Raw genomic sequence first — 23,535 nt, forward strand, 5'->3', positions numbered from 1 at the left:
AGGGCAGTCCCCGCTTTCCGGGACCGCTATCCCCGCCGGCCACTCGGATCGACAGCCACAGACCACTCATGTCAGACACAATATCCCGCCGATATGCGGACTGGATCACGTCGCACAGCAAACTCGTCGTCGTCGCCGTCCTGGCGCTGACGGTCCTCGTCGCCGCTGGCGCGGCGGTCGGCGAGACGGACAGCGCGGGCGTCGGAGAGTTCCAGGTCGACACCGAGGAGACCGACGCCGCCGAATTCGTCCGGGAGAACTACGGGGGCAGTGAGGGGATCGCTGCACAACTCGTCGTTCGCGACGAGGGTGGGGACGTCCTCACCAGAGACTCCTTGCTCGCCGGGCTCCGATTGCAACAGGCGATTCGAGACGACGACTCGATCAGCGAAACGCTCGCCGAGCCGGGCCTGGTCGGTATCGAGAACGTCGTCGGGACGGCCGCCGTCTACGCCGACGCAACCGAAGGCGGTGGGCCACCACCCGCCGAGCCACCGTCGCTGTCCGCACAGATCACGGCTCTCGAAGATCGGAGCGACGCCCAGGTCGAGCAGTTGCTCGCCCGCGTGCTCGATCCCGAGGGATCGTCACTGACCGAACGTGATCCCTACGCGTTTCTGTCCCGGGATTACGAGCCGGGTGAGACGCGGGCCGAGGCCCGGCTGACCTTCGTCACGCAGGTCGGCGACGGCTCCGCAGACGAAGACCCGCAGGCAGCCTACGACGCCCAGGTCGAGATCGCCGGGATGGTCGAGGAGCGATTCGCGGACGCGTTCGTCTTCGGCCAGGGTATCCAGGACGACGCCTCCACGCGGGCGACGGGCGACAGCTTCACGATCATCACGCCGTTCGCGCTCGCACTCATCATCCTGGTGCTGGGGATCACCTACCGCGACGTGCTCGACATCTTGCTCGCGTTCGTCGGGATCGGCGTCGTGATGGCGTGGCTCGCCGGACTCATGGGCTGGCTCGCGATCCCGATGAACGTCATCCTGATCGCCGTCCCCTTCCTGCTCATCGGGTTGAGTATCGACTACGCGCTGCACGTCGTGATGCGCTACCGGGAGGCGCGTGCGGGAACGCTGGAGGAATCGACCGCGTCCGGTGGGGTCGACGATCGATCCATCCGGACCGCGATGGCGCTCGGGTTCGGCAGCGTCGTCCTGGCGCTGGGCGCGGCGACTGTCTCGACTGGCGTCGGCTTCCTCTCGAACGTCGTCAGTCCGCTGCCGGCGATCCGGGACTTCGCGGTACTCAGCGCGGGTGGGATCTTCGCCACCTTCGTCGCCTTCGGGGTCTTCCTCCCGGCGCTCAAGATCGAAGTCGATTCGTTCGTCGAGCATCGACTCGGCCGGAGCCGGGCCAAACCGGCCTTCGGCGTCGGGGGCGGGAGCGCCAACGCGATCCTGGAACGGCTCGGCTCGCTCACCATGCGCGCGCCGGTGGTGATCGTCGTCGTCGCACTCCTGCTCGGCACTGTGGGGGCCTACGGCGCGACGACCATCGACACGGAGTTCAACGAGGCCGACTTCCTGCCGACTGACGCGCCGGACTGGGCCAAGTCGCTTCCTGGACCACTCGCTCCCGACACCTACACCATCGCGGATGACTTTCAGTATCTCAGCGACAACTTCCAGCTTCGCGGGGAAGGCGGGCAGTCACAAGTGTTGCTACGCGGGGACGGGCTGGCCGAGGGGTCACTCCTGTCGGCACTCGACGATGCGACCGGGTCCGTCTCCGAAGACAGTTCGATCCAGCTCCGGCCGGACGGCCGGGCGGCACTCGACGGTCCTCACACGGCGATCCGATCGGCCGCGAGCGACAACGAGACGTTCGCGGCGCTGGTCGAGCGCTCCGACACGAACGGCGACGGCTTGCCAGACGAGGACGTCGAGGCCGTCTACACCGCACTCTTCGACGCCGACGAGGCGGCCGCCTCGCAGGTCCTGAGTCGGTCGGCCGACGGCGAGATCACGTCGGCACGAATCGTCCTGTCGGTTCGCTCCAGTGAGTCAGCCCAGACCATCGCCGACGACACGCGGACGTTCGCCGAGGGGATCGAAGCCGAGACGACTGGGATCACCGCCGCCGCGACGGGCTCGCCGGTCTCAACCGCGGTGATTCAGGACGCCCTGCTGGAGACGCTGGTCGAGGCCTTCGCAGTGACGCTGGTGGTCATCCTGGTGTTCGCCACCGGGCTGTTCGGCCTGCGCTATGGGTCGTGGTCGCTCGGCGCGCTCGTGCTCGCCCCCGTCGTGGTTTCGCTCGCGTGGCTGCTCGGCGCGATGGCGGCCCTCGACATCTCGTTCAACAGCGAGACGGCCGTCATCACCAGCCTCGCGATCGGACTCGGCGTCGACTACTCTATCCACGCGGGCGAGCGCTTCATGGCCGAGCGTGAGGAACGCGACACCGTCGCGGACGCACTCCGGCGGACGATCACCGGCACCGGCGGAACCTTGCTCGCCAGCGCGGCGACGACGGCCGCGGCCTTCGGCGTCCTGGCGTTTTCGCTCTCGCCGCCGCTGCAGCGATTCGGTATCGTGACCGGGCTCGCAATCATCTTCGCGTTCGTCGCCGTCGTCACGATGCTGCCCGGCCTGCTCGTCCTCCGGGAACGAGCGGTCTCCGGCGGGCTGCGTTCGGACTGAGTTCGTCAGTCCGTTTTGTCGCTCGTTTTTCGAGACAATCACCCGGAAGATTTGTATACATCGTGTGCAAAGTAAACACCATGGGAACGATCTCGGCGCGGGTCCCCGACGATCTCGAGGACGAACTTGAGACATACCTCGACGCGGAGCGCCTCGACCGGAGTACGGCCGTTCGGAAGCTTCTTGCGGAGGGGCTCGAAGACTGGCGACGCGATCGGGCGATCGAACGATTCGAGGCCGGTGAGATCTCCTTTTCGCGGGCGGCCGAACTCGCGGACATGTCGGTGTGGGACTTCACCCGTCTGCTCGAGGAACGGGACGTGACCTGGGTCGCCGACGATCACCTCGCGGACGATATCGACTCTCTCTGAGATGTACGTCTTCGATGCGACGCCGTTGATCTATCTCGCGACTGTCGATCGACTCGGGATGCTCACCGAGTTCGAAGACGATCGATTGGTTCCAGAACGCGTCTACGACGAGGTCGTCACGGTCGGCCTCGACGCGGGTCACGCCGACGCCAGGCGCGTCGAGCGCGCCGTCGAGGACGACGTACTGACTGTCGCGACGGTGGAACGAACGGAGCCCTTCGAACGCCTGGCAGCGAATGACAGTCTCAGCGAGGCGGACGCCGCAGTCCTCGCGCTGGCAGCGGCCCGGGACGGGACTGGCGTCATGGACGAACAGTACGGTCGTGACGTGGCCGCCGCCGAGGGAATCGAGACGCGCGGGACGGCATATCTCGTGCTTCGATCACTCAAGCGAGGCGCGATCACCGCGGAGGCGGCGCGCGAGACCATCGACGCGATGGTCGATGCCGGCTGGTACTGCGCCCCGGATCTGTACGCGAAACTCCTTCGGCGGATCGAGGACTTCGCCTGAGCCCGGTCCGGCGTCGACGGCGGGCATCCTGGTCGCAAACCGTTTTCCCCACCCCTTCCGTACCGCCAGTCGCCATGAAAATCGGCGTCATTGCGGACACCCACGACGCTCGCGACGTGATCGAGCGCGCAGTCGAACGGTTCACCACCGAGGACGTCGCGGCGGTCGTCCACTGTGGCGACATCGTCGCCCCGTTCTCGGCGACGCCCTTCGACGCGGACTTCGACTTCTACGCCGTCCGGGGCAACAACGACGGTGAGTGGGCGCTGGCCGACACCGTCGCGGAGTTCGGCACCTACCTCGGTGAGATGGGCGAGTTGACCTTCGACGGGGTTGACTTTGCGGTCTATCACGGGACCAGCGACGCCATCGTCGACGCGCTCGTCGAATCGGGCACCTACGACTACGTCCTGCACGGACACACTCACGAACGAGTCCGGGAGGAGCGAGACGGGACGGTGCGACTCAACCCCGGCGGGGTTCCGATCCCGCAGGCCCCGGCCCCGCCCGCTGCGGTCGTTATCGACACCGAGACGGGGGAGATAGAGACGTTCGAACTCGATTGACTCCAGCCCGGACGATCCGCGGACGAAACACACTATTTTCCCCCCGTCCTACCGGGGTCCATGAGTAACTCAGAGCTACGGGGTCCGGCCGAGACCGCAGTGACGCAGTGTTTGGCCCTCGATAGCGAGGAGTCGTGTCTGATCGTGACCGACGACGAGCGCCGCCCGATCGGCGAGGCGCTCTATGCGGTCGCGAGCGAGACGACCGACGAGGCGATGATCATCCAGTACCCGCCTGGCGACCAGCACGGCGAGGAGCCACCCGAACCGGTGGCGACGGCGATGGCGAGCGCCGACGTCGTGCTCGCGCCGACGACGAAGAGCCTGACTCACACCCGGGCACGGACCGACGCGACTGACGCAGGGAGTCGGGTGGCGACGTTACCGGGAATCACCGAGGAAGTCTTCAAAACCGGATTGGCCGTCGATTACGAGGAGATCCGCGAGGCGAGCGAGCGATTGCTCGAAGCTGTCGAGAACGCCGAAGCGCTCAGGGTAACGTCCCCAGCAGGAACCGACATCACGCTCCAGCCGGGCGACCGGGAGTGGCAACTCGACACCGGGATCGTCCACGAACCCGGCCAGCTATCGAACCTCCCGGCTGGCGAGATCTTCCTGAGTCCGGAGACTGCCGACGGGACGATTGTCGTCACGGGCACGATGGCTCCCCACGGCCTGCTCGATGCGGGCCATTCGATCCGACTCGAGGTCGAGGACGGCTACGTGACGGACATCGACGACGACACGATTCGCGAGCAGGTCGAGGAGGCGGCCGAGGACGTCGGCCGGGACGCCTACAACCTCGCGGAACTCGGCATCGGCACGAACGTCGGCGTCGCCGAACTCGTGGGATCGGTTCTCCTCGACGAGAAAGCCGGCGGCACGGTCCACTTCGCGGTCGGTGACGACGCGGGCATCGGCGGTGACACCGACGCACCGATCCACTTAGACGGCATCCTCCGGAACCCGACGGTCTACGCCGACGGCGAGGAGATCGACCTGCCGACGCCGTAGCGGACCGCTGGCGGCCACTGCACCGCGCTGACTGGGACCGTCACCCTGGGACGCTGACGGCGACCTTTTACGTTCGCGCCGAGTACCGCCACGTATGAGCGAATCTTCACAGCGAGTCGGGCTCCCCTGTCCGGCGTGCTCGCCGGACTTAGAGACGGTCCACGAGGTGCTCAAGGACGGCGGGCAGGCGACGGTCCGGTGTACGGAGTGCGATCACGTCCACAAGACCGCCCTTCCCGAGGCCCAGACAGTCCAGCGCGACGTCGTCGTCTCCCAGGACGGCGAGTCTTTCAAGGCGACGACCGAACCGCCGGCCGAGGAGACGCTGGCCGTCGGCGAGGAGTTCCTCTTAGAGACCGAGGAGGCGATCATGACCGTCCGGATCACGAGTCTCGAACTCGACGAGGGACGCGTCGAGGAGGCACAGACCGAGGACGTCGAGACGATCTGGACGCGAGCGGTCGGGAACGTGAGCGTCAACGCGACGATCCACCCCAAGTCGGGTGCCCGCGACGAGACTCGCAGCGAGCAGTTGCACGTCCCCGGCGACTACGAGTTCGTCGTCGGCCAGACCGACGACCTCGGCGACCTCTCCTTTACCGTCGAGGGGATCCACCTCCGGGACGACGCCGTCGGGTACCAACACGAGAAACTCGATCACGGGGGCGACAAAGCCTTCGCGAAGGACGTCAACCGGCTGTATCTCCGCGACGAGACCAGCGACGCCTGGTCGGCGTGGTGAGAGCATGGGGTGGTGGGACTCCGAGCGCGGGGGGTCCGACGACAGCGATGGCGAGAGCGACTTCGAGCGCCAGCGCGACGAGTTGATCGAGCAACTCAGGGGGCGCGAGCGCGTCAGCGATCGCGCGCTGGCGGCCCTGGCGGCAGTCCCGCGCCACGAGTTCGTCCCCGAGAACAAGCGCCGATACGCCTACGCCGACCGGCCGCTGCCGATCGGCGAGGGCCAGACCATCAGTGCGCCACACATGGTGGCGATCATGGTCGATCGCCTCGAACTCGAAGCCGGCCAGACGGTCCTGGAAATCGGCACCGGGTGTGGGTATCACGCGGCCGTCACCGCCGAGATCGTCGGCGCGGCGAACGTCTACAGTGTCGAATACCACTCCTCGCTGGCTGAGCGCGCACGATCGCGACTTGCCGAACTTGGCTATGGAGACATCTCGATCACCGTCGGCGACGGCCACGAGGGCTGGCCCGAACACGCCCCCTACGACCGGGCGTACCTGACCGCGGCGGCCAGTTCGGTGCCAGACGCGCTTCTCGAGCAGCTTCGCCCGGACGGGATCTTCCTCGGACCGATCGGGGATCGTCGACAGACGCTCGTCCGGGTTCGGAAACGTCCGGACGGCGAAACCGAACGCGAGACCTTCGGCGGTGTCCGCTTCGTCCGGATGCAGGGCGGGCGGTAGTCTCTGTCGCCGGTGTCGAGGGAGATCGCTCGTGGCATCTCCCCGCGAGCGCGACGTTCATTAGGGTGCGGTCGCAACCTCGCGTATGGACCGTGCGGTGTTGCGCGAGGACATGGTAGACGGGCTCCGTCACCGGAATGAGAGCCTGCTCAGCGAGGCCTCGGTCGCGAGTGCGATGGGATCAGTCCCGCGCCACGACTTCTTCGACGACGACCGCACGGCGTACGCCGATCGGGAGACCGAGCGGCTCGGAACCCGCGTACTCGCGCCCAGCACCGTCGCGCGGCTGTTCGACGCGCTCGCGCCCGATCCCGACGATTCGGTCCTGATCGTCGGAGCCGGGATCGGGTATACCGCCGCTCTCGCCGCGGAGATCGTCGGCCCTCAGCGGGTTGAGGCCGTCGACATCACCCGCCGGGTGGTCTACGAGGCTCGCGAGAATCTCGCCAGCGCCGGCTACGACGCCGTGCTCGTCGACTGCCGTGACGGTAGCGAGGGCCTCCCGGAATACGCCCCCTACGATCGGATTCTGCTCGAAGCCGCGGCGGTGAATCCCCCACGCGCACTGCTGGACCAACTCGCCCCCGATGGCCGGTTGGTCATGCCTCTGGGAGCGCGCGACCAGACGCTCGTGAGTGTCGAAGGTGGCGACGTCACCGAGCGTCACGGCGGCGTCGCCTTCGCCCCGTTGCTCGTCGAGGGCGAGCAAAGCGGTGCCGTCGAACGCAACCGGACCCACCGCGAGGACCGCGAGCGCGCCCAGCAGGCCGCCCAGTCCCGAACCGGCTGGGAACAGGACTGGATCGACTGGGACGGGTACTGACGGTTGGGGCTCGGCGACCAAAGCGGCTGTATCGTAACCTACGTGTATCCACTCGGTGAAGCCCAGCCAATGGCAGGCGAGAGTCACTCGCTCGCGCGCGTCGAACCGCTAGTGTTGATCGCCGTCGGCGGGTTCGCCGGGGCAATCCTTCGATACGCCCTCGCTACGGGGCTGTCAGCGTCGATCTACGGGACGCTCGCCGCGAACGCGCTGGGGAGTTTCGGACTTGGCGTCCTGCTGTACGAGCGTCACCTGGCGAACGCGATCGCCCCCGAAACCCGTCTGCTCGCCGGCACTGGCTTTCTCTCGTCGTTTACGACGTACAGCACGTTCGCCGCCGAGACGGCCGCGCTGTCACCGACCCTCGCAGCCGGAAACGTCCTGGCGAACTACGGCCTCGGCATCGCGGGCGTCCTCGCCGGCAGAGCGGTCGCACGGGGACTCATATGAACCCGGCAGTCCTCGTCGGGATCGGCGGCACGCTCGGCGCACTCGCGCGACACCTGGTCGGCCAGCGGTTCGAGACTGCCTATGCCGATACGCTCGCCGTCAACGTCATCGGAAGCTTCATGCTGGGGACCATCGTGACTGCGCCGGTCGGCGACCCAGTCGCGCTGGCGTTCGGAACTGGCTTCTGTGGTGCGTTCACCACGTTCTCGACGTTCGCCTTCGAGACCGTTCGGCTCTACGAGACTGGCCGGCGGCGACGTGCGGTCGCCAACGCGGCAGTCCACCTCGTCGCCGCGCTGATTGCCGTCGGCCTCGGCTCGCTGCTGGTCGGCGTCCTCACCGGGTGAGCACGTGGACGATCACGCGATCGTGGTTCCCGTCCGGCGATTTCAGTAACGGTTCGTCAGCACGATCCAAGCGGAACGACCACGCCGTCATCGGTCCGTTCGACACCGGTCCCGAACGGTTCCGAGCGCTCGGCCATCGTCTCGTGGACCCATCGGGAAATGTCGGCATCGGCCAGAGAAACCGCTCTGTTCTCGATCTCGACCGGGACGAGACGGAGTTCGTCGAGACGGCCGTCGGTCACGACTAACTCGAACAGCGCGCTGCGCTTGTTCTGTAGCCCGTCCTTGTGAATGTAGTCGTCGACGAAATCGCCGGCGTCGTAGATGATCGGTCGGCCCTGATACACTTCGACGCCCTGGAGGACGTGGGCGCTGTGACCGTGGACCACGTCCACGCCGTGTCTGACGAGCCAGCGGGCAAACCGCTGCTGAGAGGCGCTTGGGAACGCTTCCCAGTTCGGTCCCCAGTGCAGCGACGCGACGACGAGGTCGGGATCGGCCGCGTTTGCGCGGTCGAGGGTGTTTCGGACAAGGGCACGCGTCGCGCCTTCGGACCGATCGAGTGGCGTGTAGGCCGTCCCGGGGCTGTGCTCGCCCGCGGCGTAGGCCGCCCACCGGTCGGTGAGTGAGATAACCGCGACGGTCAGACCGCCCGCGTCGAAGACGGCGGGTTCGAGCGCAGTATCGCGGTTTGGCCCTGCCCCGGTGTGTGCAACGCCCGCTTCGTCGAGGTTGGCGAGCGTCTCCTGGAGCCCCGATTCGCCGAAGTCCAGCACGTGGTTGTTGGCGAGTGCCGCGACCGAGACGTCCGCTGTCTCGAGTGCTGGCACCGCGAATTCGGGATCGGCCCTGAAGTAGTAGGTCTTGCCCGGCCATCGCTCGCCGCCGTCAGAGACACAGCTTTCCAGGTTCGCGACGAGCCCGTCCAGGGACCGGAGGCGTTCGAGGGTGGTCCCCCAGACGCCCGCGGGATCGGCGTCGGTCCAGCGGTCGTTCACACCCCGCCCGAGCATCACGTCGCCGACGAAGCCGATTCGAGCGTCGGCTGATCCCGCGTCCAGTCCACCCCGAGAACGACGGGACGGTGCGCCCAGACACCCCGCCGTGCCAGCGACGGCCGCCAACAAACTCCGGCGCGTCCACGTCATCCTTCGGAGTCACGGGGCCTGTCGATTTGAAGTCTGTGGCGCGACTGCTGGGTTCTTGACTCGCCGTCGATCCGGCGTCGGCACACCGTCCGAACACCCTTGACGTCCCGGCCCGTATCTTCTACTATGCGTGTCCTCGTCGTCGGTGCGACTGGATTCGTCGGCCGCCAGCTCGTTGAGTCGCTGCACTCGGCCGGCCACGACGTCGTCGCCTTCTCCCGGAGCGCGAGCCAGTCCCAATTTTCGGACGACGTCGAGCTATTCGAGGGTGACCTCGGCGATCCGACGTCGCTTGAGGGACTTTGCGACGGGATCGACGTCGCCTACTACCTGATTCACTCCCTGACAGCCGATAACTTCGCCGACTTGGATCGGACCTACGCCCGCCGGTTCCGGGAGGTGGCGTCCGCGGCCGGCGTCGACCGGGTGGTCTATCTGAGCGGGATCAGCGGTGACGAGCGGAACCTCTCGCCACACCTCGCGTCCCGCAGGGAGGTCGAATCGGTCCTGGAGGCCGGGAGCTTCGACCTGACCGTCCTCCGTGCGGCAATCATTATCGGGGCCGGCAGCGTGAGCTTTCGCATCGTCGACGACCTCACCGACCGGCTCCCCGTAGTCACCTTCACCGCCCAGAAGGGCGGAGCTTGTCGGTGGACTCCCGTTCTGACCACTAAACGGTGGTAGGCGTGTAAATGCCGTTCACGTTCAACGTCCCCGACTTCAGGGCAAGATGACTGGTTACCCCTCCAGACCCAGACTTGTGCCAGTTCTGGAGTAGTTTCCGAGCGATGTTCTTCGCGGCGTTGTAGTCGGCGTGGTACTCGCGCCCACATTTTAGACATTCGAACTCGTCGCTGTCTCTGTTGTCGTCGTGCGTGAAGCTACAGTCAACGTGGCTACACCGTTGACTGGTGTACTGTGGCGCGATCTTCTCGACGGCGATACCATACTCAGCAGCTTTGTACTCGGTGTACTCTTGGATACGACGGAACGCCCACTGCTGGAACTTCGACGCGTTCGAGATACGTTTGCGGATATGTTTCAGCTTCTCGAACGCGATGTGCGTACAGTCGTGGGCGAGAGCTTCCTGTACCAGTCCCTTCGAGACACGGTGGAGGTAGTCTTCGCTCCAGTTGGCGAATCGCCCACCGAGTGATTGCATCGTCAAGTGGGCCGACCGCGTTCCTGCCTGTTGCATCTTCCCACGCCGCTTTTCGTATTCTCGGCGTTTGTGGTTGAGGTAGTCGGCGTTGCCGATGAACGCGCCACTCGAAGTGACGGCAAGGTGTCCATCCACATTCAAGTCTACGCCGAGAACCGTTCCGTTCTCGGCATCTTCCGGCTCTGTGTCCGTCTCTTTCACGACAGCGATGTGGAGGTAGTAGTCGCCGTCACGGTGATGCAACGTCGCTTCGCGTTTCTCCCACTCTTTACAGAAGTATGTCGTCGGTGGGACGTCTTCGTCAGGGAGGACATACTCAGCTTCGATACGGCCGTCCACAGTGGCAAGCGTGGCGTAGTCGTCGTAGTAGGTGATTGCGTTGCGGTTGTAGACGACTGAATCCGACGTGAATTGTGGTTTCGAGGGATTCTCGCCGTCTTTGCGTTGTTCGGCACAGGAATCGAGTGCGTCGGCGGCCCGATTCCGCGCGGCACACACGAGGTCAGCGTTGAGTTCGTCGGTCGCTTCGCGTACTGCGTCGTATGTCCGGTCGTGGAGTTCAGTTTTCGACGTGACGATATAGCCGTCTTCAGTGCCGTTCCATCCGTCGTCTGCAGCCATCTGAGCGGCCTGTTTGAAGCGCTCTATCGTCTCTTGGAGAAGGCGGTGAGCATCGTCACCTACGTCAAGTTTCTCGTCACCTACGTCAAGTTTCACGACGGCAGTACGTCGAAGCTCCACAGTATCCATATGTATTTGAGTAAGTATAAAAGTTACTCATATAGTGAAATAACACTGGGGAGTCAGCTGTGGGATAGCCGGTGGATTGCTGTATAGAGCGTACGCGATTCCCTCCAGCCCTGTTCGTTCCTCGGTTCTGACTAGGTCAGAACACTCGTCACTCACGGGAAGGGCGCGATTCCCTCGCTGTATCAAGATGGCCTCGGCACTCATAGGGTTCGTCATCGCCGGGTAGTCACCCCGGCTCGGCCCGGTCGCTCGTCATCGGCCACTCACTCTTTCGCCCGGGCTCGGCAAAACCGTTGCTTACCGGGACGCCGACAATACATTCACGACCCGACCGGCCGAAGACCCGCTATGCTCGAACTCGACGGCAGCGACGGCGGCGGCCAGCTTTTCCGCTCGGCGCTCACGCTATCGGCACTCACGACCACGGATTTCGAGATGGGAGACATTCGTGGCTCTCGACCCGAGCCAGGACTCAACCTACAGCATCTCACCGCCCTCCAGACCGTCGCTGACATTACGAATGCTAGCGTCGAGGGGGCTAAGATCGGCTCCTCGACGGTCTCTTTCGAACCGGAGGAGCCGATGGGTGGCCACTACGAGGCGGCGATCGGGACGGCGGGCAGCGTGACGCTACTGTTCGACGCCGTGCTCCCGCTCGCGAGCGCACTGGATCGACCGCTGACCCTCACCGCAACCGGCGGAACGAGCGTCAAATGGTCGCCGTCGATGCCCTGGTATCGTCGGGTCAACCTCCCCTTGCTCCGCCGGAGTGGTCTCCTGGCCGCGATCGACGTCGAACGACCGGGGTTCTATCCGGCTGGTGGCGGCCAGGCGAGGCTGTCGCTGGCTCCCTCACCCCTGTCGAAACTGTCTCTCCGTGACCCTGGTGAGCCCGAACGAGCGCTCGTCCACTCGACGGCGACGGCGGACCTCGCAGACAGCGACGTCGCCGAACGCCAGTCGAAACAGGCACGCGACCGATTGGCAGCCGCCTCCATCGATGTCGAGGTGACCGAACGGGCCACGCGCTACGTTTCCGCTGACTCGACGGGGACAATCGCCCTCCTCGTCCTGGCATACGATAACGGCGTGATCGGTGCTGACGCGCTGGGCGAGCCCGGCAAACCGGCCGAGGACGTCGCCGACGAGGCTGTCGACGCGGCGCTCACCGCACACGAGACCGGCGCGGCGGTCGACGAACACCTGGCCGACCAGTTGATCCCCTGGCTGGCCACCGTCGGCGGCGAGGTGCGGATCTCTCGGGTCACGGACCACGTCGGGACTCACGTCGATCTCTTCGACGCGTTCGGGTTCGACGTGCGGATCGAACAAATCGACGACGGGCCGATCCTCGTCAGTGATGCCTGAGGGCGCAACTGGATCGGGTGTCCGTCTCAGGCGTTCGTCTGATAGAGATTGCCGTCCTCGTCGTAGCGTGCCTCGAAGATCCGATCGAACTGGTCGCGGCTCAACTCGATTTCGAGAGCACCGAGGTTCTCTTCGAGTTGCTCGACGGTGCGGGCTCCGACGATCGGCACCGTCACGAAGTCGGGCTGGTCGATCAGCCATCGGAGGGCGACCTGTGCGGGCGTGGCGTCGAGTTCGTCGGCGACGGCACGGACTTCCTCGAGGACGTGCCAGCCACGCTCGGAGACGTACCAGTCGGTGAACATCTCGTCGAGTTGGGCGCGGGTGTCCTCGGGCGCGTCGAGTTCGTAGGTCCCGTCGCCGACGCGTTCGTACTTGCCCGTCAGGAACCCGCCGGCCAGCGGCGAGTACGGGACGACCGCCAGATCCTGGTCGGCACAGACGTCTAGGTATTCGGCGACGTCCTCGTAGTAGGCGGCGTGAAAGAGCGGCTGGGTGACCGAGAAGGCCTCGTAGTTGTTGACGTCGGCTTTCCAGAGGCCTTTGGTGAGTTTCCAGGCGTCGGCTGTCGAGAGGCCGACGTAGTTGACCTTGCCCTCGCTGACGAGGTCGTCGACTGTGCGGAGGGTCTTCTCGATCGGCGTCTCGTCGTCGAAACGGTGGAGATAGAGGATGTCGAGGTACTCCGTCCCCAGCCGGTCCAGCGAGCCCTCGACCTCCGCGCGGACGTTCTTCGCCGAGAGGTTCTCCTGGAACCGTGATTCGTTCGACCAGTAACACTTCGAGGCGACGACGTAGTCCTCACGGTCTCGATTCTCGAGCCACTCGCCGATCCACCGCTCGCTGTCGCCGCCGCCGTAGCCATTGGCGGTGTCGATGAAGTTCCCACCCGCCTCCGCGTAGGCATCTAAGAGCTCGTGTGCCTCTTTCCGGCCCGTCTCGACGACGCCGCTCTCTTCGTGTTCTTTCCCGAAGCGCCAGGTGCCAAGGGCGATCGGTGAGACCTGCAGTCCCGTCTTCCCGAGTCGTCGATAATACATACCTTCGAAACTGGGGGCGGCGGAATAATAAATACCGGGTCGTCCGTTCAGTCGTCGATCCCGTCCGTACGCACTCGCCGAACAGGTCGACTTCGAGCCGTTCGCGGCCGCCACGTGCAGGGAGAACGCTACGAGGGGTTCGCGACGACTGGGTCAGGACCCACTCTCGCTCGCAACGGACTCGTACTTGTACACGTCGATATATGTGAACGCTTCGTGACGTGTCGTCGTGAGGCCTGCGTCGTCCATCGATTGGCGGACCGTGGCTCGCTGGGATGCGTTCTGGTGGGTGACGAGTAGCCAGACAGTATCGGCGTCTCTGACTGTCATTGTGACCTCTGGACCAGACGCGCCCGCCGGCAGTGTGGCGTGCGAGAGGTCCTCGCGAGTCGAATAGTAGTCATAGGCGTCGGTCGCCCAGAATGGCGTGACGACGACGAGATCCCCGCTCTCGGCGTTGTTCTCTATCACGCCGACGGCACTGTCGTACTCGTGTTTGTGTGATTCGGTGTACAGACCAGCCAGCGGCACCCCGAGGACGAGCACGATCATCCCGACCGCGAGGATCGTCGCCCTGTCGGTGTCTGCCAATAGTGTCACCGCCCGCGCCAGGAGGATCAGTAGAGCGACGCCTGCCGGGGCCGTGAATCGGTCGAACAGCAGCGGCGTCACGAGTACTGAGGCCGCCGATATCGCGGCGAGCGGGACGATTAGCCAGCACGCCAGGAACGCATCCGGGCGCAGTTGCGCCCGGTCGGGGTCCGCTATCTCGCCGTCGCCGTCGTCCGCTTCATCCCCGGCGAGGACGTGGCGGACGGCGAGAAACGCCAGCAGGGCAAGTGCGGCGAGCGTCACGAGTTCGCCGACGACCAGGAGGCCATCGCCCGCGACCGTCCAGAGACTCGGGCGGTGGAACGTCGATGCCGGTGGGACCGTTCGTCCGACGTGCGAGCCCAGGATCTCCCAGAATCTGACCGGTGTGATCGGCGGAATCCATTCGACTCTCGAAACGAGGCGGCCGGAACCGAGCATATCGCTGAGGAGGATGAGGTAGTACGGAGCGGCGATGAACCCGACCCTCGTCTGCATGTTCCTCCAGTCGACGAACCACTCCCTGGCGTCCGTACGGTCGACGAACGCTAGGACGTAGACGGTCTGGGCGAACGGGATCAGGATGCCGAAGGCGTGTGTGTACACCAGTATCACGGTGGCGATGCCGTAGCCCCACTCGCTGCGCCACCATCCGGGAGCCCCATCGAGCCACCCGAGCATAGCATAACTCGCCCACACCGTCAGGAACGTCATGACCGCGTACATTCGCGCCTCCTGGGCGTAGTAGACGTAGAACGGCGAAAGTGTGAACAGGAGTGCCGAGAAGAGTCCGACCCGGCGGTCGTATAGCCGGCGTGCGATCGCGTACACGAACGGGATGGAGGCGACGCTGGCAAGGAGTGACAGCGCCCGGATCGAGACCGCCGAGACTCCGGTCACCCGGGTCCAGACCCACAGTATGGCGTAATACAGCGGCGGATGGACATCTTCGGTCGGGAGGACGAACACAATGTTTCTGATCCCGCGGTCGAGGACGACTCTGGCCGTGTAGACTTCGTCGTACCAGAGACTCTCTGCGCCGATGGCGTACGCTCGCAGACCGAACGCGACGAGGACGATCCCCGCCAGAAGGACGTGTTCGCGGCGCACCCGATCGAGGTGCGTCTCCAGCGAGGACGCGGGCCGACTCATGGATCGCCTCTCGCACGTTCCCAGGCCACTGGCGGTGCTGGCCCCACCCACGTACGCCTCTCATTCTCGGTTACCACGAGATACCACGGCAGCGACATATCCCGAGCGTTACCCGCCTGTTCCTTAATTCTTCTGCGAATTGAGAGAAATCACTCACCGCTCCGCTCACGGGCGGCGGCGACGAGTAGCGGGAACGTGATTGTCGCGTCGGCGTACACCGAGGCGTTGCGCGCGGCCTTCTCGAGTTTGCCCCACGACCGCGCTTCATCGAGGGTGGCCCCGGAGAGCCCGCCGGTCTGTGGCGGGTCCATCGTCAACTGGACCGCGTAGTCGTAGGCGTCAGGACTGACCAGCATCGTCTGGAGAACGAAGTTCTTCGGGACGCCGCCGCCGACGACCAGCGCGCCCGCCTGCTCGGCTTCGTAGGCGATGTCGGAGATGCCGGTCATGTCCGCCAGCGCGTCGAGCGTGAAGTCGCTGGTCTGGTTGTAGATCCACGACTGGATCCCGAGCACGGAGTCCTGGACGGCTGGACAGTAGATCGGGACGTCGTTCTCGTAGGCCGCGGCGGCGATGCCCGGCCCTTCCTCGACGTCCTCGCGCTCGTTGACCGCGGCGTTCGCCCGGCCGAGTTCCTCGGTCAACCGCTGGATGCTCACTGTGCCCTCTTCTTCGAGCACCGGGAAGACTTCCTCCCGGAGGTGACCCTCGAAGGCGGCGAAGTGCTCCTGGGGGAGGTAGACGTTGTAGATGCGGTCGACGCCCTCCTCGCGCAACTGCTCGTCGTGTTCGCGCATCGATTTACCCTCGGCGTGGTCCTCGCCGTGGTGGTGCTTGCCGCCGATGGCCTCGATGGTGTCGTGGGTGAGGTTTGCCCCCGTCGTCACGAGGGCGTCGACGTGGCCGTCCCGGATGAGGTCGGCGACGATCTGTCGCATCCCCGCCGGGACCATCGCGCCGGCCAGCCCCAGGAAGTTGGTGACGTCGTCGTCGAGCATCTCGCTGTAGATGTCGACCGCCTCGTGGAGCGTACTCGCGCCGAAGCCCCCATCGCCGTACTCCGCAGCGAGTTCGCCCACGGTCATGCCCGCTCGCGCCTCGGCGTGGCCGATCGGATCGTGATGGAACGTCTCGCGGTGATCGTCTTCGTGGTCGTCGGTCATACGTGACTGTCCGCCGGCGAGGCGCTTGAAGCGTACGATCGCGAGACGGGGTCCGAACCGTCTGCTCCTCGACTACTCGGGCTGGCTCCGAACCAGCGCCGCGCCACAGCAGTCCGATCGGTATTCGTCGTATTCGCGGACGAACGCACAGTCGCGATACCGCCGGGCGACCTCTCCCCCGCACGCCGCACACCGAAACAGCCATTTCGGCGTCGCGAACGCCCGACACCGAACGTCGGTCTCGACTTCTCGGGCCCGGCGCTTGAACGCCGCGCCGTGGCCGGTCGTCCCGTCGCGCTGGAACTGCTCGACGTGCAGCAGTTCGTGGCGCAGCGTCGATTCCCACTCCGCCCGCGAGAACGCCTCGAAGGCGTCCCAGGAAAGCGAGATCGTACAGGGGAGCGGTCGACCGTCGCTGTCGGGAACGCGCTCCCACTCGACCGGCTCGCCGACCGTCGCCTCCGGAATCTCCGGCCGCTTGACCGCCGCCGCCCGTCTGCGCGCCCGCGTCGAAACTTCCCACTCGACGAGGTCGAGGCGAACGTCGAGTAGCCACTCCCGACGGGCCTCGCGGGCGTACGCGCTCGACCAGTCAATCAGGTCGTCGTGGCCGGCAATGGCGTCGAACGCGGGCACTTCCGACTCCTCGACAGCCATCGATCAGAGTCCGGTCGGATGGTCGACGAACGTCGTCTCTACGCCCCACTCCTCGGCGAGGCCAGCAAGCGCGCGCACGCCGAAGGTCTCGGTCGCGTAGTGCCCAGCGAGAAAGACGTGGATACCGTGCTCGCGCGCCCGGTGGTAGACCTGCTGTTTGCCCTCGCCGGTCACCAGCGCGTCGACTCCTTTCGCAGCTGCCTCGTCGATCCAGTCGGTGCCGCTGCCGGTCACGACTCCGATGTCTACGATCTCCGCGGGGCCGAACTCCAGCACCTGCACGTCCTCACCGCTGGTGTCGAGTTCGCTCGACAGTCGCTCACGCAATCCTTCGACTGCAAACGGCTCTCGCGCCCGCCCGCGCTGACCGATGTACTCGCCGTCGATCTCGCCGAACGGTGCCCGATTCCCGAGGTCGAGGACGTCGGCCACCCCGGCGGCGTTGCCGAGGTCCTGGTGGCCGTCTAGCGGGAGATGGACGGCGTAGAGTGCCATCTCGGCCTCGAACAATCGCTGGAGACGACGGTATCGCAGATCGGTCACCTGCCCGTCGCCACCCCACAGCAGTCCGTGGTGGACGACAAGCAGGTCCGTCCCCTCGGCGGCTGCCTGCTCGATCGTCTCGACGGCTGCGTCGACGGCGAACGCGACGCGCTCGACGTCTTGATCAGCCGGCCCGACCTGGAGGCCGTTCTCGCTGGCGTCGATCCCGGCGTAGGCGTCGACGTCGAGGCGCTCGTCGAATCGCGAACAGAGTTCCTGACAGTTCATACGCCGGCTTCGTCGGGCCCGGCCGTAGTGATTGTGGTCGACTGGTGGGCGGTCGTCACGCTACTGACAACGGAAATTCGGTGACGGCTGGCCGTTGTCGCCCTCGCTCAGAAGCTGTTCGTTCGATTGGCGAGAGTCGAATCCAAAAATCTATCAATGGCGGAGAAGATATTGAAACGATGCCCTCCCGCCGTTCATACCTCGCAGGCCTGGGCGCAGCCGCCATCTCGGTTGCGGGATGTGCCTCGCTCCCGTTCGTCTCGCCGGTGAGCGAGCGCTGGCGGACGACCGTTGGTCCCGAAAACACCACGCTGAACGCACCGCTCGCGGTCGGTGACGCGACGATCTACGCGACGGACGACGACGGCACCCTGTGGGCGATCGACGCGGCGAGTGGCGACGTCCGGTGGGCCGAACGAATCGTCGATCCAGGCGATCACGTCTCCACTGGACCGGGGGCTGGCGCGGACGTCGTCTGCGCTGGCCGACCGCCCGTCGCGTTCGCGCCCGGCGGCGAGCGGCTGTGGTCCGCGACGACGGACGCGCTGGCCGAGTCGTTGCACGCGGCTCCGCCGGTCGTCGGGTCGGACGCGGTGTTCGTTCGGACGGCCGACGGGTTCACTGCCGGGTTCGACCGTTCCGACGGGCACCGACGCTTTCGCGTCGACCTCGATGCAGATGAATTCGGTGTTCTGGCAGCGGCAGACGGTCGCGTGTTCACGGATACGGACGGATCGCTGGTCGCGCTCGATGCGACTGGTGGCGACCGGCTTTGGGAGCAACCGGTGAGTGCTCCCGACGACCTTGCCGTCACGGACGAACGCGTTCTCGTGGCTGATTCACAGGGCGGTGTCCGAGCGTTCGATATCGTAACTGGCGACGAGCGGTGGCAGTACGATCTTCCGGAGGCAAACGCGGTAGCTGTGGCGGGTGAAAGGGCCGTTGCGGTGGGCGGTTCCCCTGCCGGTAGTGGCCAGTCCGGGCCGACGTCCCACGACGTTCCCGGACCGCTCGTCGCTCTCGACATCGGGTCCGGGGAAAAGCAGTGGCGGGTAACACTCGACCGCTTCGCCTGGTTTCCGCCCGCGGTCGGGTCGGATCGGGTGTACGTCTCGAGGGTCGCCGGCGGTGTGGTGGCATACTCGACCTCGGGAGAACGCGTCTGGACGCACGAGTTCGGTGAGGACGCCGAACCCATTACAGGCCCGGTGATCCACGACGGCCGGCTCTACGTCGGCGTCAGGGATAGCAGTGAGGCGTACGTGGCTGCGCTGGCGGAAACGTAATCTGGCCCTCAGCTTCTTATCGTAGCTATCTGTTACGGAGCTGTTCAGTCATTGCTGTCAGGCCGGAACAGCTGCTCGCCATCGCGTTCAATCACACCGCGATCGACCAGGGCGTCGATGATCGCCTCGGTCTCGCGGCGTTCGATCTCGTAGGCACTGCCGGCGATCGTCGTGATTTCGTCGACGTCGAGCGGAAAGTTGCGGTTCTGGAGCAGTCGGACGACCCGGTTGTACGACGACGTCGAGAAGTCCCGGTCGTCCGTCTCCGTCTCAGCTGTGCTCGCAGTCGCATCGCCGCTGTCGTCGTTGCCAGTCTCGGTCGCCCCTGCCGGATCAGCAGCGTCGGCGTCCGCTGTCTGGTCCTCATCCTCGGTGTCTTCGGGCTTTGGCTCCGACCGCTCGGGTTCGCCCTCGGCAGCAACCCCGTCGACCGCTGTCGACTCGTCGTCTTCCGCTGTCCCCTCCACCTCGATGAGCGACGGCTCGTCGTGGCCGAAGCCCTCGATCAACGAGGAATCCGCCGGCCGGTCGGCACTCGATTCGACGTCTTCCGTCGTCCGCTCGACGTTCTCGGCGTCGGCGCTCCCGGTCTCGTCGGTGTCCGACTCGTTCCCCGAGAGCGTCGTCTGGTCGGGGTCCGCCGTCGCCGCGACCACGCTGTCGACGATCGTCGAGAGCTTGCGCCGACACTGTGGACACAGGACGACAGTCTGCTGGTTTTCGACAGACGGACGTAGATCGCGGGGCACGACGGGGTACTCTTCGAGCGGTGCGTCGACCGCGACGCCACAGAAGTAACACGACGCCAGTCGATCCATGTGGAGTACTCGCGGCCGGGGTGGCAAAAAGCTACGCAGTTCTGACGCTCACGGCGCGATCACTCACTGTCGTCCGCCGCGTGCTCGTAGACGAACGCCCGCAGGAGCTTCGCCGCAAGCGTCGCGGTCTGGCCGTCGTCGCGGTCGTTGACCTCGACCACGTCGAAGCCGGTGACCTGCGGCGCGATCGACCGAACCACGTCGTGCATCTCCCGCGGCGTCAGGCCGAACGGCTCCATCGTCCCGGTCCCGGGCGCGAATCCGGGGTCGGCGGCGTCGACGTCGACGCTGAGATAGACCGATTCGTCCTCGAAATCGGGCGTCCATTCGCTCACTTCGCCGGGCGGGACGACCGTCACGTCCTCGGCGTCGGCGCGGTCCCACTCGGCCTCGCTGCCGGCGCGTGCCCCGAGGATCACCGCGCGATCAGCGACGTCGAGGGCGTGGCGGGTGACCGTCGAGTGGCTCAATGGGTTGCCGGCGTAGGCCTCCCGGAGGTCGAGATGGGCGTCCAGACAGACGAATACGTCCGGGTCGACGCTCTGGACGCCCGCGACGGTGACGGTGTGTTCGCCGCCGACCAGCAGGGGCGTAGTGCCGCCGGCTCGCAGGTCGCCGAGTTCGCCTTCCAGATAGGTGAGATACTCGCCGGCGTCCTCGATCGCCCCGGCGGCCCCGACGTCGCCGTGGTCGTAGACGTCGCAATCGGTGAAGTGACTGTCCGTGTAGTGGTCGTAGTCCTCGAAAGTGGCCGCGAGCTCCCGGACGCGAGCGGGGCCAAAGCGGGTGCCGGGCCGGAACGTCGTCGAGACGTCGAGTGGCGCACCGACGACCGCGTAGTCGGCGCGGTTCCGGTCAGCAGTCGCGCCGGGGAAATACATCTATACGATCTTGCGCTGCTCTTCGAGTTCGAGGTACTCGATCTCGTCGTCGGGCGAGAGACTCTCGTCGTCGGGGACGCGCATCGTGAACGTCTCGTAGGTTTCCAGATCCATGACCTGGGCGTCGTCGCCCGAGACCGAGACGACCTGTCCCTGTTTGCGCTCGATGATCGGAACCCAGATCTTCGCGTCGACCGGCTGGGAGAGGCTGCGCTTTTTCCCGTCGAAGACGCCCTTGCCGTCGATGCGGGCTTTTGCGCTACCGTGTTTTCCGGGTTTAGCCGTACTGTAGGACGTGATCTTGCAGGGCTCGTCGTCCATCATCACGTAACTCCCCTCGTCGAGTTCCCGAACCTCGGTCTGCTGTTTTGCCATGTGCCGGGATTATCCGGGGACGAGTATAAACGGTTTGGAACGCGTCGGGATGCCTTCCGTCCGGTCTGACCCCTACGTCCAGCGATCTTCTTCGGCCACTTTCGCCTCCCCTTCGTCGATCGGTCCGTCGGCCCCGATCGACGGCGGTTCCGACTCCGCGGTTTCCTCGCGCTTGCGCATCTGGTTGCGGGTGAACTGCGGCTTCGCCCGGATCGACCGCCGTTTGCGGAACGACCGATAGAGAGCAAACAGCGACACCGCCGTCACGAGGGCGGCAAGCAGCGTCGCCCGGACTGTCGAAAGCGAGTACAGCACCGACGTCGAGACGAGTCCGCTGGCTGCGATCATTCCCAGGATCAGCCGGGTCGCCAGAATGTCCAGGAGGTTGTCCGAGTCCTCGATGTCCGCCCGGACGTAGAAGTCGTCGCGTTCGATCCGGTCGAGCGTGGTCTCGAGTTTCGGTGGCACCCTGACGGCTGACCGACCGGCGTCTCGAACCTCATCGACGCGATCGGTGACGAACTGCCGGGCGCTCTCTTCGAGGTACCCCTCCTCGCGCAGGAAGTCAGTCGCGACCGAGATGAAGTCGAAATCGGGATCGAGCGTGACGGCGACTCCCTCGACGACGGTCGCGACCCGGAGGACCAGCGCCAGGTTTTCCGGGAGCCGTAGCGGGAACTCGTAGATCGTGTCCTCGACGCTCTGGATGATCTGCTGGACGCGATATTGTTCGATGTCCTCGCCACGCGCGTCCGCGATGGCGAGTTCCATGACGTCGGCCATGACCTGCCGGTCGACTTCCGGGGAGAGTGTCCCCATCTCGATGAGTGCGTCGAGGATGGCGTCGATGTCCTGCTCGGCGACGGCCATGTAGAAGTCGATGATCTTCTCTTGCAGGAACGAATCGACACGACCGCTCATCCCGAAGTCGTAGAACACCAGCGTCCCGTCGTCCTGGACGGCGAGGTTTCCGGGGTGTGGATCGGCGTGGTAGACGCCGTCCTCGACGATCATCTGGAAGTACGCCCGTTCGAGCGTCTCCGCGAGTTGTGTCCGGTCGACCTCCAGCCTGTCGAGTTCGTCGACGTCGCTGATCTTCGTCCCTTCGATGTATTCCATCGTGAGGACGCGTGACGTCGAGTGCGACTCGACGACTGGCGGAATTCGGACTGACTCGTCGCCCGCGAAATTCCCGCGGATCTCGGTCAACATCCGGGCCTCCCGCTCGTAGTCCATCTCCTGACGGATCGTCTGATCGAATTCGTCGGCGAGCGTCTCTAAGGAGAACGACCTAGCGTCGTCGACGAAGTACAGCAGAATGGGGAGGATCCACCGCAGGACCCGGAGGTCGGCCCGAACCAGATCCTCGACGCCCGGCCGACGCACCTTGACAGCGACGGAATCGCCCCCGATCTCGGCGTAGTAGACCTGCCCCAGGCTCGCCCCGCTGATCGCGTCGGTGTCGAAGTCGCTGAAGCGCTCCTCGACGGGGCCGAGTTCGTCCTCGAGGACGTCTCTGGCGTCGTCCCAGTCGGCCGGCGGGACGCGGTCCTGCAGCTTCGAGAACTCGGTGACGTACTCCGGTGGGAGGATGTCCGGCCGGGTCGAGAGCATCTGGCCGAGTTTGATGAACGTCGGACCGAGGGTGAGCAGCGACTGCAACAGTGTCTCGGCTCGTTCGTGGCGCTGGGCCGAGGAGACCGATCGGCTCGACCCGAACAGCAGGAATCGCCGCCGGTCGCGGGCGTACGTGATCGCCAGCGGCAGGAACTCGATGAGCACCGCCAGGAACCGCCGGTAGGAACGGAGGGGCACCGACTCTCCACCCGCCCTAGGCGTCCTCGATCGGGATCGATTCGGTTTCGGTCTCGGACGTCTTCGGGAGGGTGATCTCGAGGACACCGTGATCGACAGTGCCCGAGATTCCGTCGGCTTTCACGTCCGGCGGTAGCGGGAGGTCGACGTCGAGGAACAGCGAGCGCTCCTCGGAGACGTACTCGAAGTCAGTCGGGACGTCCTTGGCGCGGCGGGCTTCGATGCTGAGCCGATGGCCCTCTGTGTGTGCCTCGACCGTATCGGCGGTCGCGCCGGGCAGGTCGATCACGAGCAGATAGGCCGACTCCGACTCCAGGAGGTCGGCGAAGACGGCCGACGGGAGGTCTGAAAGTGCGTCACGGAGTGCTGACATACCCTCCCCTTTGGGCGGTAGG

Annotated in this window: 24 protein-coding genes and 1 pseudogene; 13 read left to right on the top strand and 12 right to left on the bottom strand. The window is 65.5% G+C overall.

Annotation, left to right across the window (positions count from 1 at the left end):
• Positions 1–68: 68 nt before the first annotated feature.
• The 10 genes from HTIA_RS11480 to crcB all read left to right on the top strand — a co-directional run bounded on the left by HTIA_RS11480 (position 69) and on the right by crcB (position 8,163).
• Entirely contained in the window at positions 69–2,651 is a 2,583-nt protein-coding gene (locus HTIA_RS11480) for an efflux RND transporter permease subunit (protein WP_008523557.1), read from the top strand.
• Between the two features lie 80 nt (positions 2,652–2,731).
• A complete protein-coding gene (locus HTIA_RS11485) occupies positions 2,732–3,022 on the top strand; it encodes a UPF0175 family protein (RefSeq protein WP_008523556.1) in 291 nt (96 codons plus the stop codon).
• Between the two features lies 1 nt (position 3,023).
• Positions 3,024–3,533, top strand: a complete 510-nt coding sequence (locus tag HTIA_RS11490; protein ID WP_008523555.1) for a DUF3368 domain-containing protein — start codon at positions 3,024–3,026, stop codon at positions 3,531–3,533.
• Between the two features lie 74 nt (positions 3,534–3,607).
• Complete coding sequence (locus HTIA_RS11495) at positions 3,608–4,099, top strand: metallophosphoesterase (protein ID WP_008523554.1); 492 nt, start codon at positions 3,608–3,610, stop codon at positions 4,097–4,099.
• Positions 4,100–4,159: 60 nt separating this feature from the next.
• The gene (locus tag HTIA_RS11500; RefSeq protein ID WP_021029548.1) at positions 4,160–5,113 is read left to right on the top strand and encodes an aminopeptidase; all 954 of its coding nucleotides are present in this window, start codon (positions 4,160–4,162) and stop codon (positions 5,111–5,113) included.
• Positions 5,114–5,207: 94 nt separating this feature from the next.
• Entirely contained in the window at positions 5,208–5,855 is a 648-nt protein-coding gene (locus HTIA_RS11505) for an HVO_0476 family zinc finger protein (RefSeq protein WP_008523552.1), read from the top strand.
• A gap of 4 nt (positions 5,856–5,859) precedes the next feature.
• A complete protein-coding gene (locus HTIA_RS11510) occupies positions 5,860–6,543 on the top strand; it encodes a protein-L-isoaspartate(D-aspartate) O-methyltransferase (RefSeq protein ID WP_008523551.1) in 684 nt (227 codons plus the stop codon).
• Between the two features lie 85 nt (positions 6,544–6,628).
• Positions 6,629–7,366 carry a protein-L-isoaspartate O-methyltransferase family protein gene (locus tag HTIA_RS11515; RefSeq protein ID WP_008523549.1) on the top strand — a complete coding sequence of 246 codons (738 nt, stop codon included), beginning with the start codon at positions 6,629–6,631 and terminating at the stop codon, positions 7,364–7,366.
• Positions 7,367–7,435: 69 nt separating this feature from the next.
• Positions 7,436–7,816: a CrcB family protein gene (locus HTIA_RS11520; protein ID WP_008523547.1), complete on the top strand. Its 381-nt coding sequence runs from the start codon at positions 7,436–7,438 to the stop codon at positions 7,814–7,816.
• A complete protein-coding gene (gene crcB, locus HTIA_RS11525; protein ID WP_008523545.1) occupies positions 7,813–8,163 on the top strand; it encodes a fluoride efflux transporter CrcB in 351 nt (116 codons plus the stop codon). Before HTIA_RS11520 ends, crcB begins: the two co-directional genes overlap by 4 nt.
• 56 nt (positions 8,164–8,219) lie before the next feature.
• Here crcB and HTIA_RS11530 read toward each other — a convergent pair whose 3' ends face one another.
• A complete protein-coding gene (locus tag HTIA_RS11530; RefSeq protein ID WP_008523541.1) occupies positions 8,220–9,311 on the bottom strand; it encodes a CapA family protein in 1,092 nt (363 codons plus the stop codon).
• A 126-nt stretch (positions 9,312–9,437) separates the two neighbouring features.
• Between HTIA_RS11530 and HTIA_RS11535 the strand changes: the two are divergent.
• Positions 9,438–9,929 (top strand): annotated as a pseudogene (locus HTIA_RS11535) (NAD(P)H-binding protein); the annotation flags it as partial.
• Between the two features lie 52 nt (positions 9,930–9,981).
• Here HTIA_RS11535 and HTIA_RS11540 read toward each other — a convergent pair.
• Positions 9,982–11,223, bottom strand: a complete 1,242-nt coding sequence (locus HTIA_RS11540; RefSeq protein ID WP_008528732.1) for an RNA-guided endonuclease InsQ/TnpB family protein — start codon at positions 11,221–11,223, stop codon at positions 9,982–9,984.
• 348 nt (positions 11,224–11,571) lie between these two features.
• On the opposite strand from HTIA_RS11540, the gene rtcA reads away from it, so the two are divergent.
• Positions 11,572–12,591 carry an RNA 3'-terminal phosphate cyclase gene (rtcA, locus tag HTIA_RS11545; RefSeq protein ID WP_008526714.1) on the top strand — a complete coding sequence of 340 codons (1,020 nt, stop codon included), beginning with the start codon at positions 11,572–11,574 and terminating at the stop codon, positions 12,589–12,591.
• A gap of 26 nt (positions 12,592–12,617) precedes the next feature.
• Here rtcA and HTIA_RS11550 read toward each other — a convergent pair whose 3' ends face one another.
• The 5 genes from HTIA_RS11550 to HTIA_RS11570 form a co-directional block, all read right to left on the bottom strand.
• Positions 12,618–13,631: an aldo/keto reductase gene (locus HTIA_RS11550; RefSeq protein WP_008526712.1), complete on the bottom strand. Its 1,014-nt coding sequence runs from the start codon at positions 13,629–13,631 to the stop codon at positions 12,618–12,620.
• A 153-nt stretch (positions 13,632–13,784) separates the two neighbouring features.
• Positions 13,785–15,374: a glycosyltransferase family 39 protein gene (locus tag HTIA_RS11555; RefSeq protein WP_008526711.1), complete on the bottom strand. Its 1,590-nt coding sequence runs from the start codon at positions 15,372–15,374 to the stop codon at positions 13,785–13,787.
• A gap of 149 nt (positions 15,375–15,523) precedes the next feature.
• A complete protein-coding gene (locus HTIA_RS11560; RefSeq protein ID WP_008526710.1) occupies positions 15,524–16,537 on the bottom strand; it encodes a deoxyhypusine synthase in 1,014 nt (337 codons plus the stop codon).
• A gap of 72 nt (positions 16,538–16,609) precedes the next feature.
• Complete coding sequence (locus tag HTIA_RS11565) at positions 16,610–17,194, bottom strand: SprT-like domain-containing protein (RefSeq protein WP_008526709.1); 585 nt, start codon at positions 17,192–17,194, stop codon at positions 16,610–16,612.
• 3 nt (positions 17,195–17,197) lie between these two features.
• Positions 17,198–17,965 (bottom strand): Nif3-like dinuclear metal center hexameric protein, encoded by a 768-nt coding sequence (locus HTIA_RS11570; RefSeq protein ID WP_008526708.1) that lies wholly within the window; start codon positions 17,963–17,965, stop codon positions 17,198–17,200.
• A gap of 179 nt (positions 17,966–18,144) precedes the next feature.
• On the opposite strand from HTIA_RS11570, the gene HTIA_RS11575 reads away from it, so the two are divergent.
• Positions 18,145–19,251 carry an outer membrane protein assembly factor BamB family protein gene (locus HTIA_RS11575; protein ID WP_044950811.1) on the top strand — a complete coding sequence of 369 codons (1,107 nt, stop codon included), beginning with the start codon at positions 18,145–18,147 and terminating at the stop codon, positions 19,249–19,251.
• A 44-nt stretch (positions 19,252–19,295) separates the two neighbouring features.
• Here the strand turns inward: HTIA_RS11575 and HTIA_RS11580 are convergent, their stop codons facing one another.
• The 5 genes from HTIA_RS11580 to HTIA_RS11600 form a co-directional block, all read right to left on the bottom strand.
• Positions 19,296–20,069 carry a hypothetical protein gene (locus tag HTIA_RS11580; RefSeq protein WP_008526706.1) on the bottom strand — a complete coding sequence of 258 codons (774 nt, stop codon included), beginning with the start codon at positions 20,067–20,069 and terminating at the stop codon, positions 19,296–19,298.
• Positions 20,070–20,128: 59 nt separating this feature from the next.
• Positions 20,129–20,950 carry an agmatinase gene (gene speB / locus HTIA_RS11585; protein ID WP_008526705.1) on the bottom strand — a complete coding sequence of 274 codons (822 nt, stop codon included), beginning with the start codon at positions 20,948–20,950 and terminating at the stop codon, positions 20,129–20,131.
• Positions 20,951–21,325, bottom strand: coding sequence for a translation initiation factor IF-5A (locus tag HTIA_RS11590; protein ID WP_008526704.1), 375 nt, complete (start codon positions 21,323–21,325; stop codon positions 20,951–20,953).
• A 72-nt stretch (positions 21,326–21,397) separates the two neighbouring features.
• Positions 21,398–23,140: an ABC1 kinase family protein gene (locus HTIA_RS11595; RefSeq protein ID WP_020936393.1), complete on the bottom strand. Its 1,743-nt coding sequence runs from the start codon at positions 23,138–23,140 to the stop codon at positions 21,398–21,400.
• Positions 23,141–23,156: 16 nt separating this feature from the next.
• Positions 23,157–23,513, bottom strand: coding sequence for an Hsp20/alpha crystallin family protein (locus HTIA_RS11600; RefSeq protein WP_008526701.1), 357 nt, complete (start codon positions 23,511–23,513; stop codon positions 23,157–23,159).
• Between the last annotated feature and the right edge of the window lie 22 nt (positions 23,514–23,535).

The sequence above is a fragment of the Halorhabdus tiamatea SARL4B genome, assembly GCF_000470655.1.
Lineage (GTDB): Archaea > Halobacteriota > Halobacteria > Halobacteriales > Haloarculaceae > Halorhabdus > Halorhabdus tiamatea.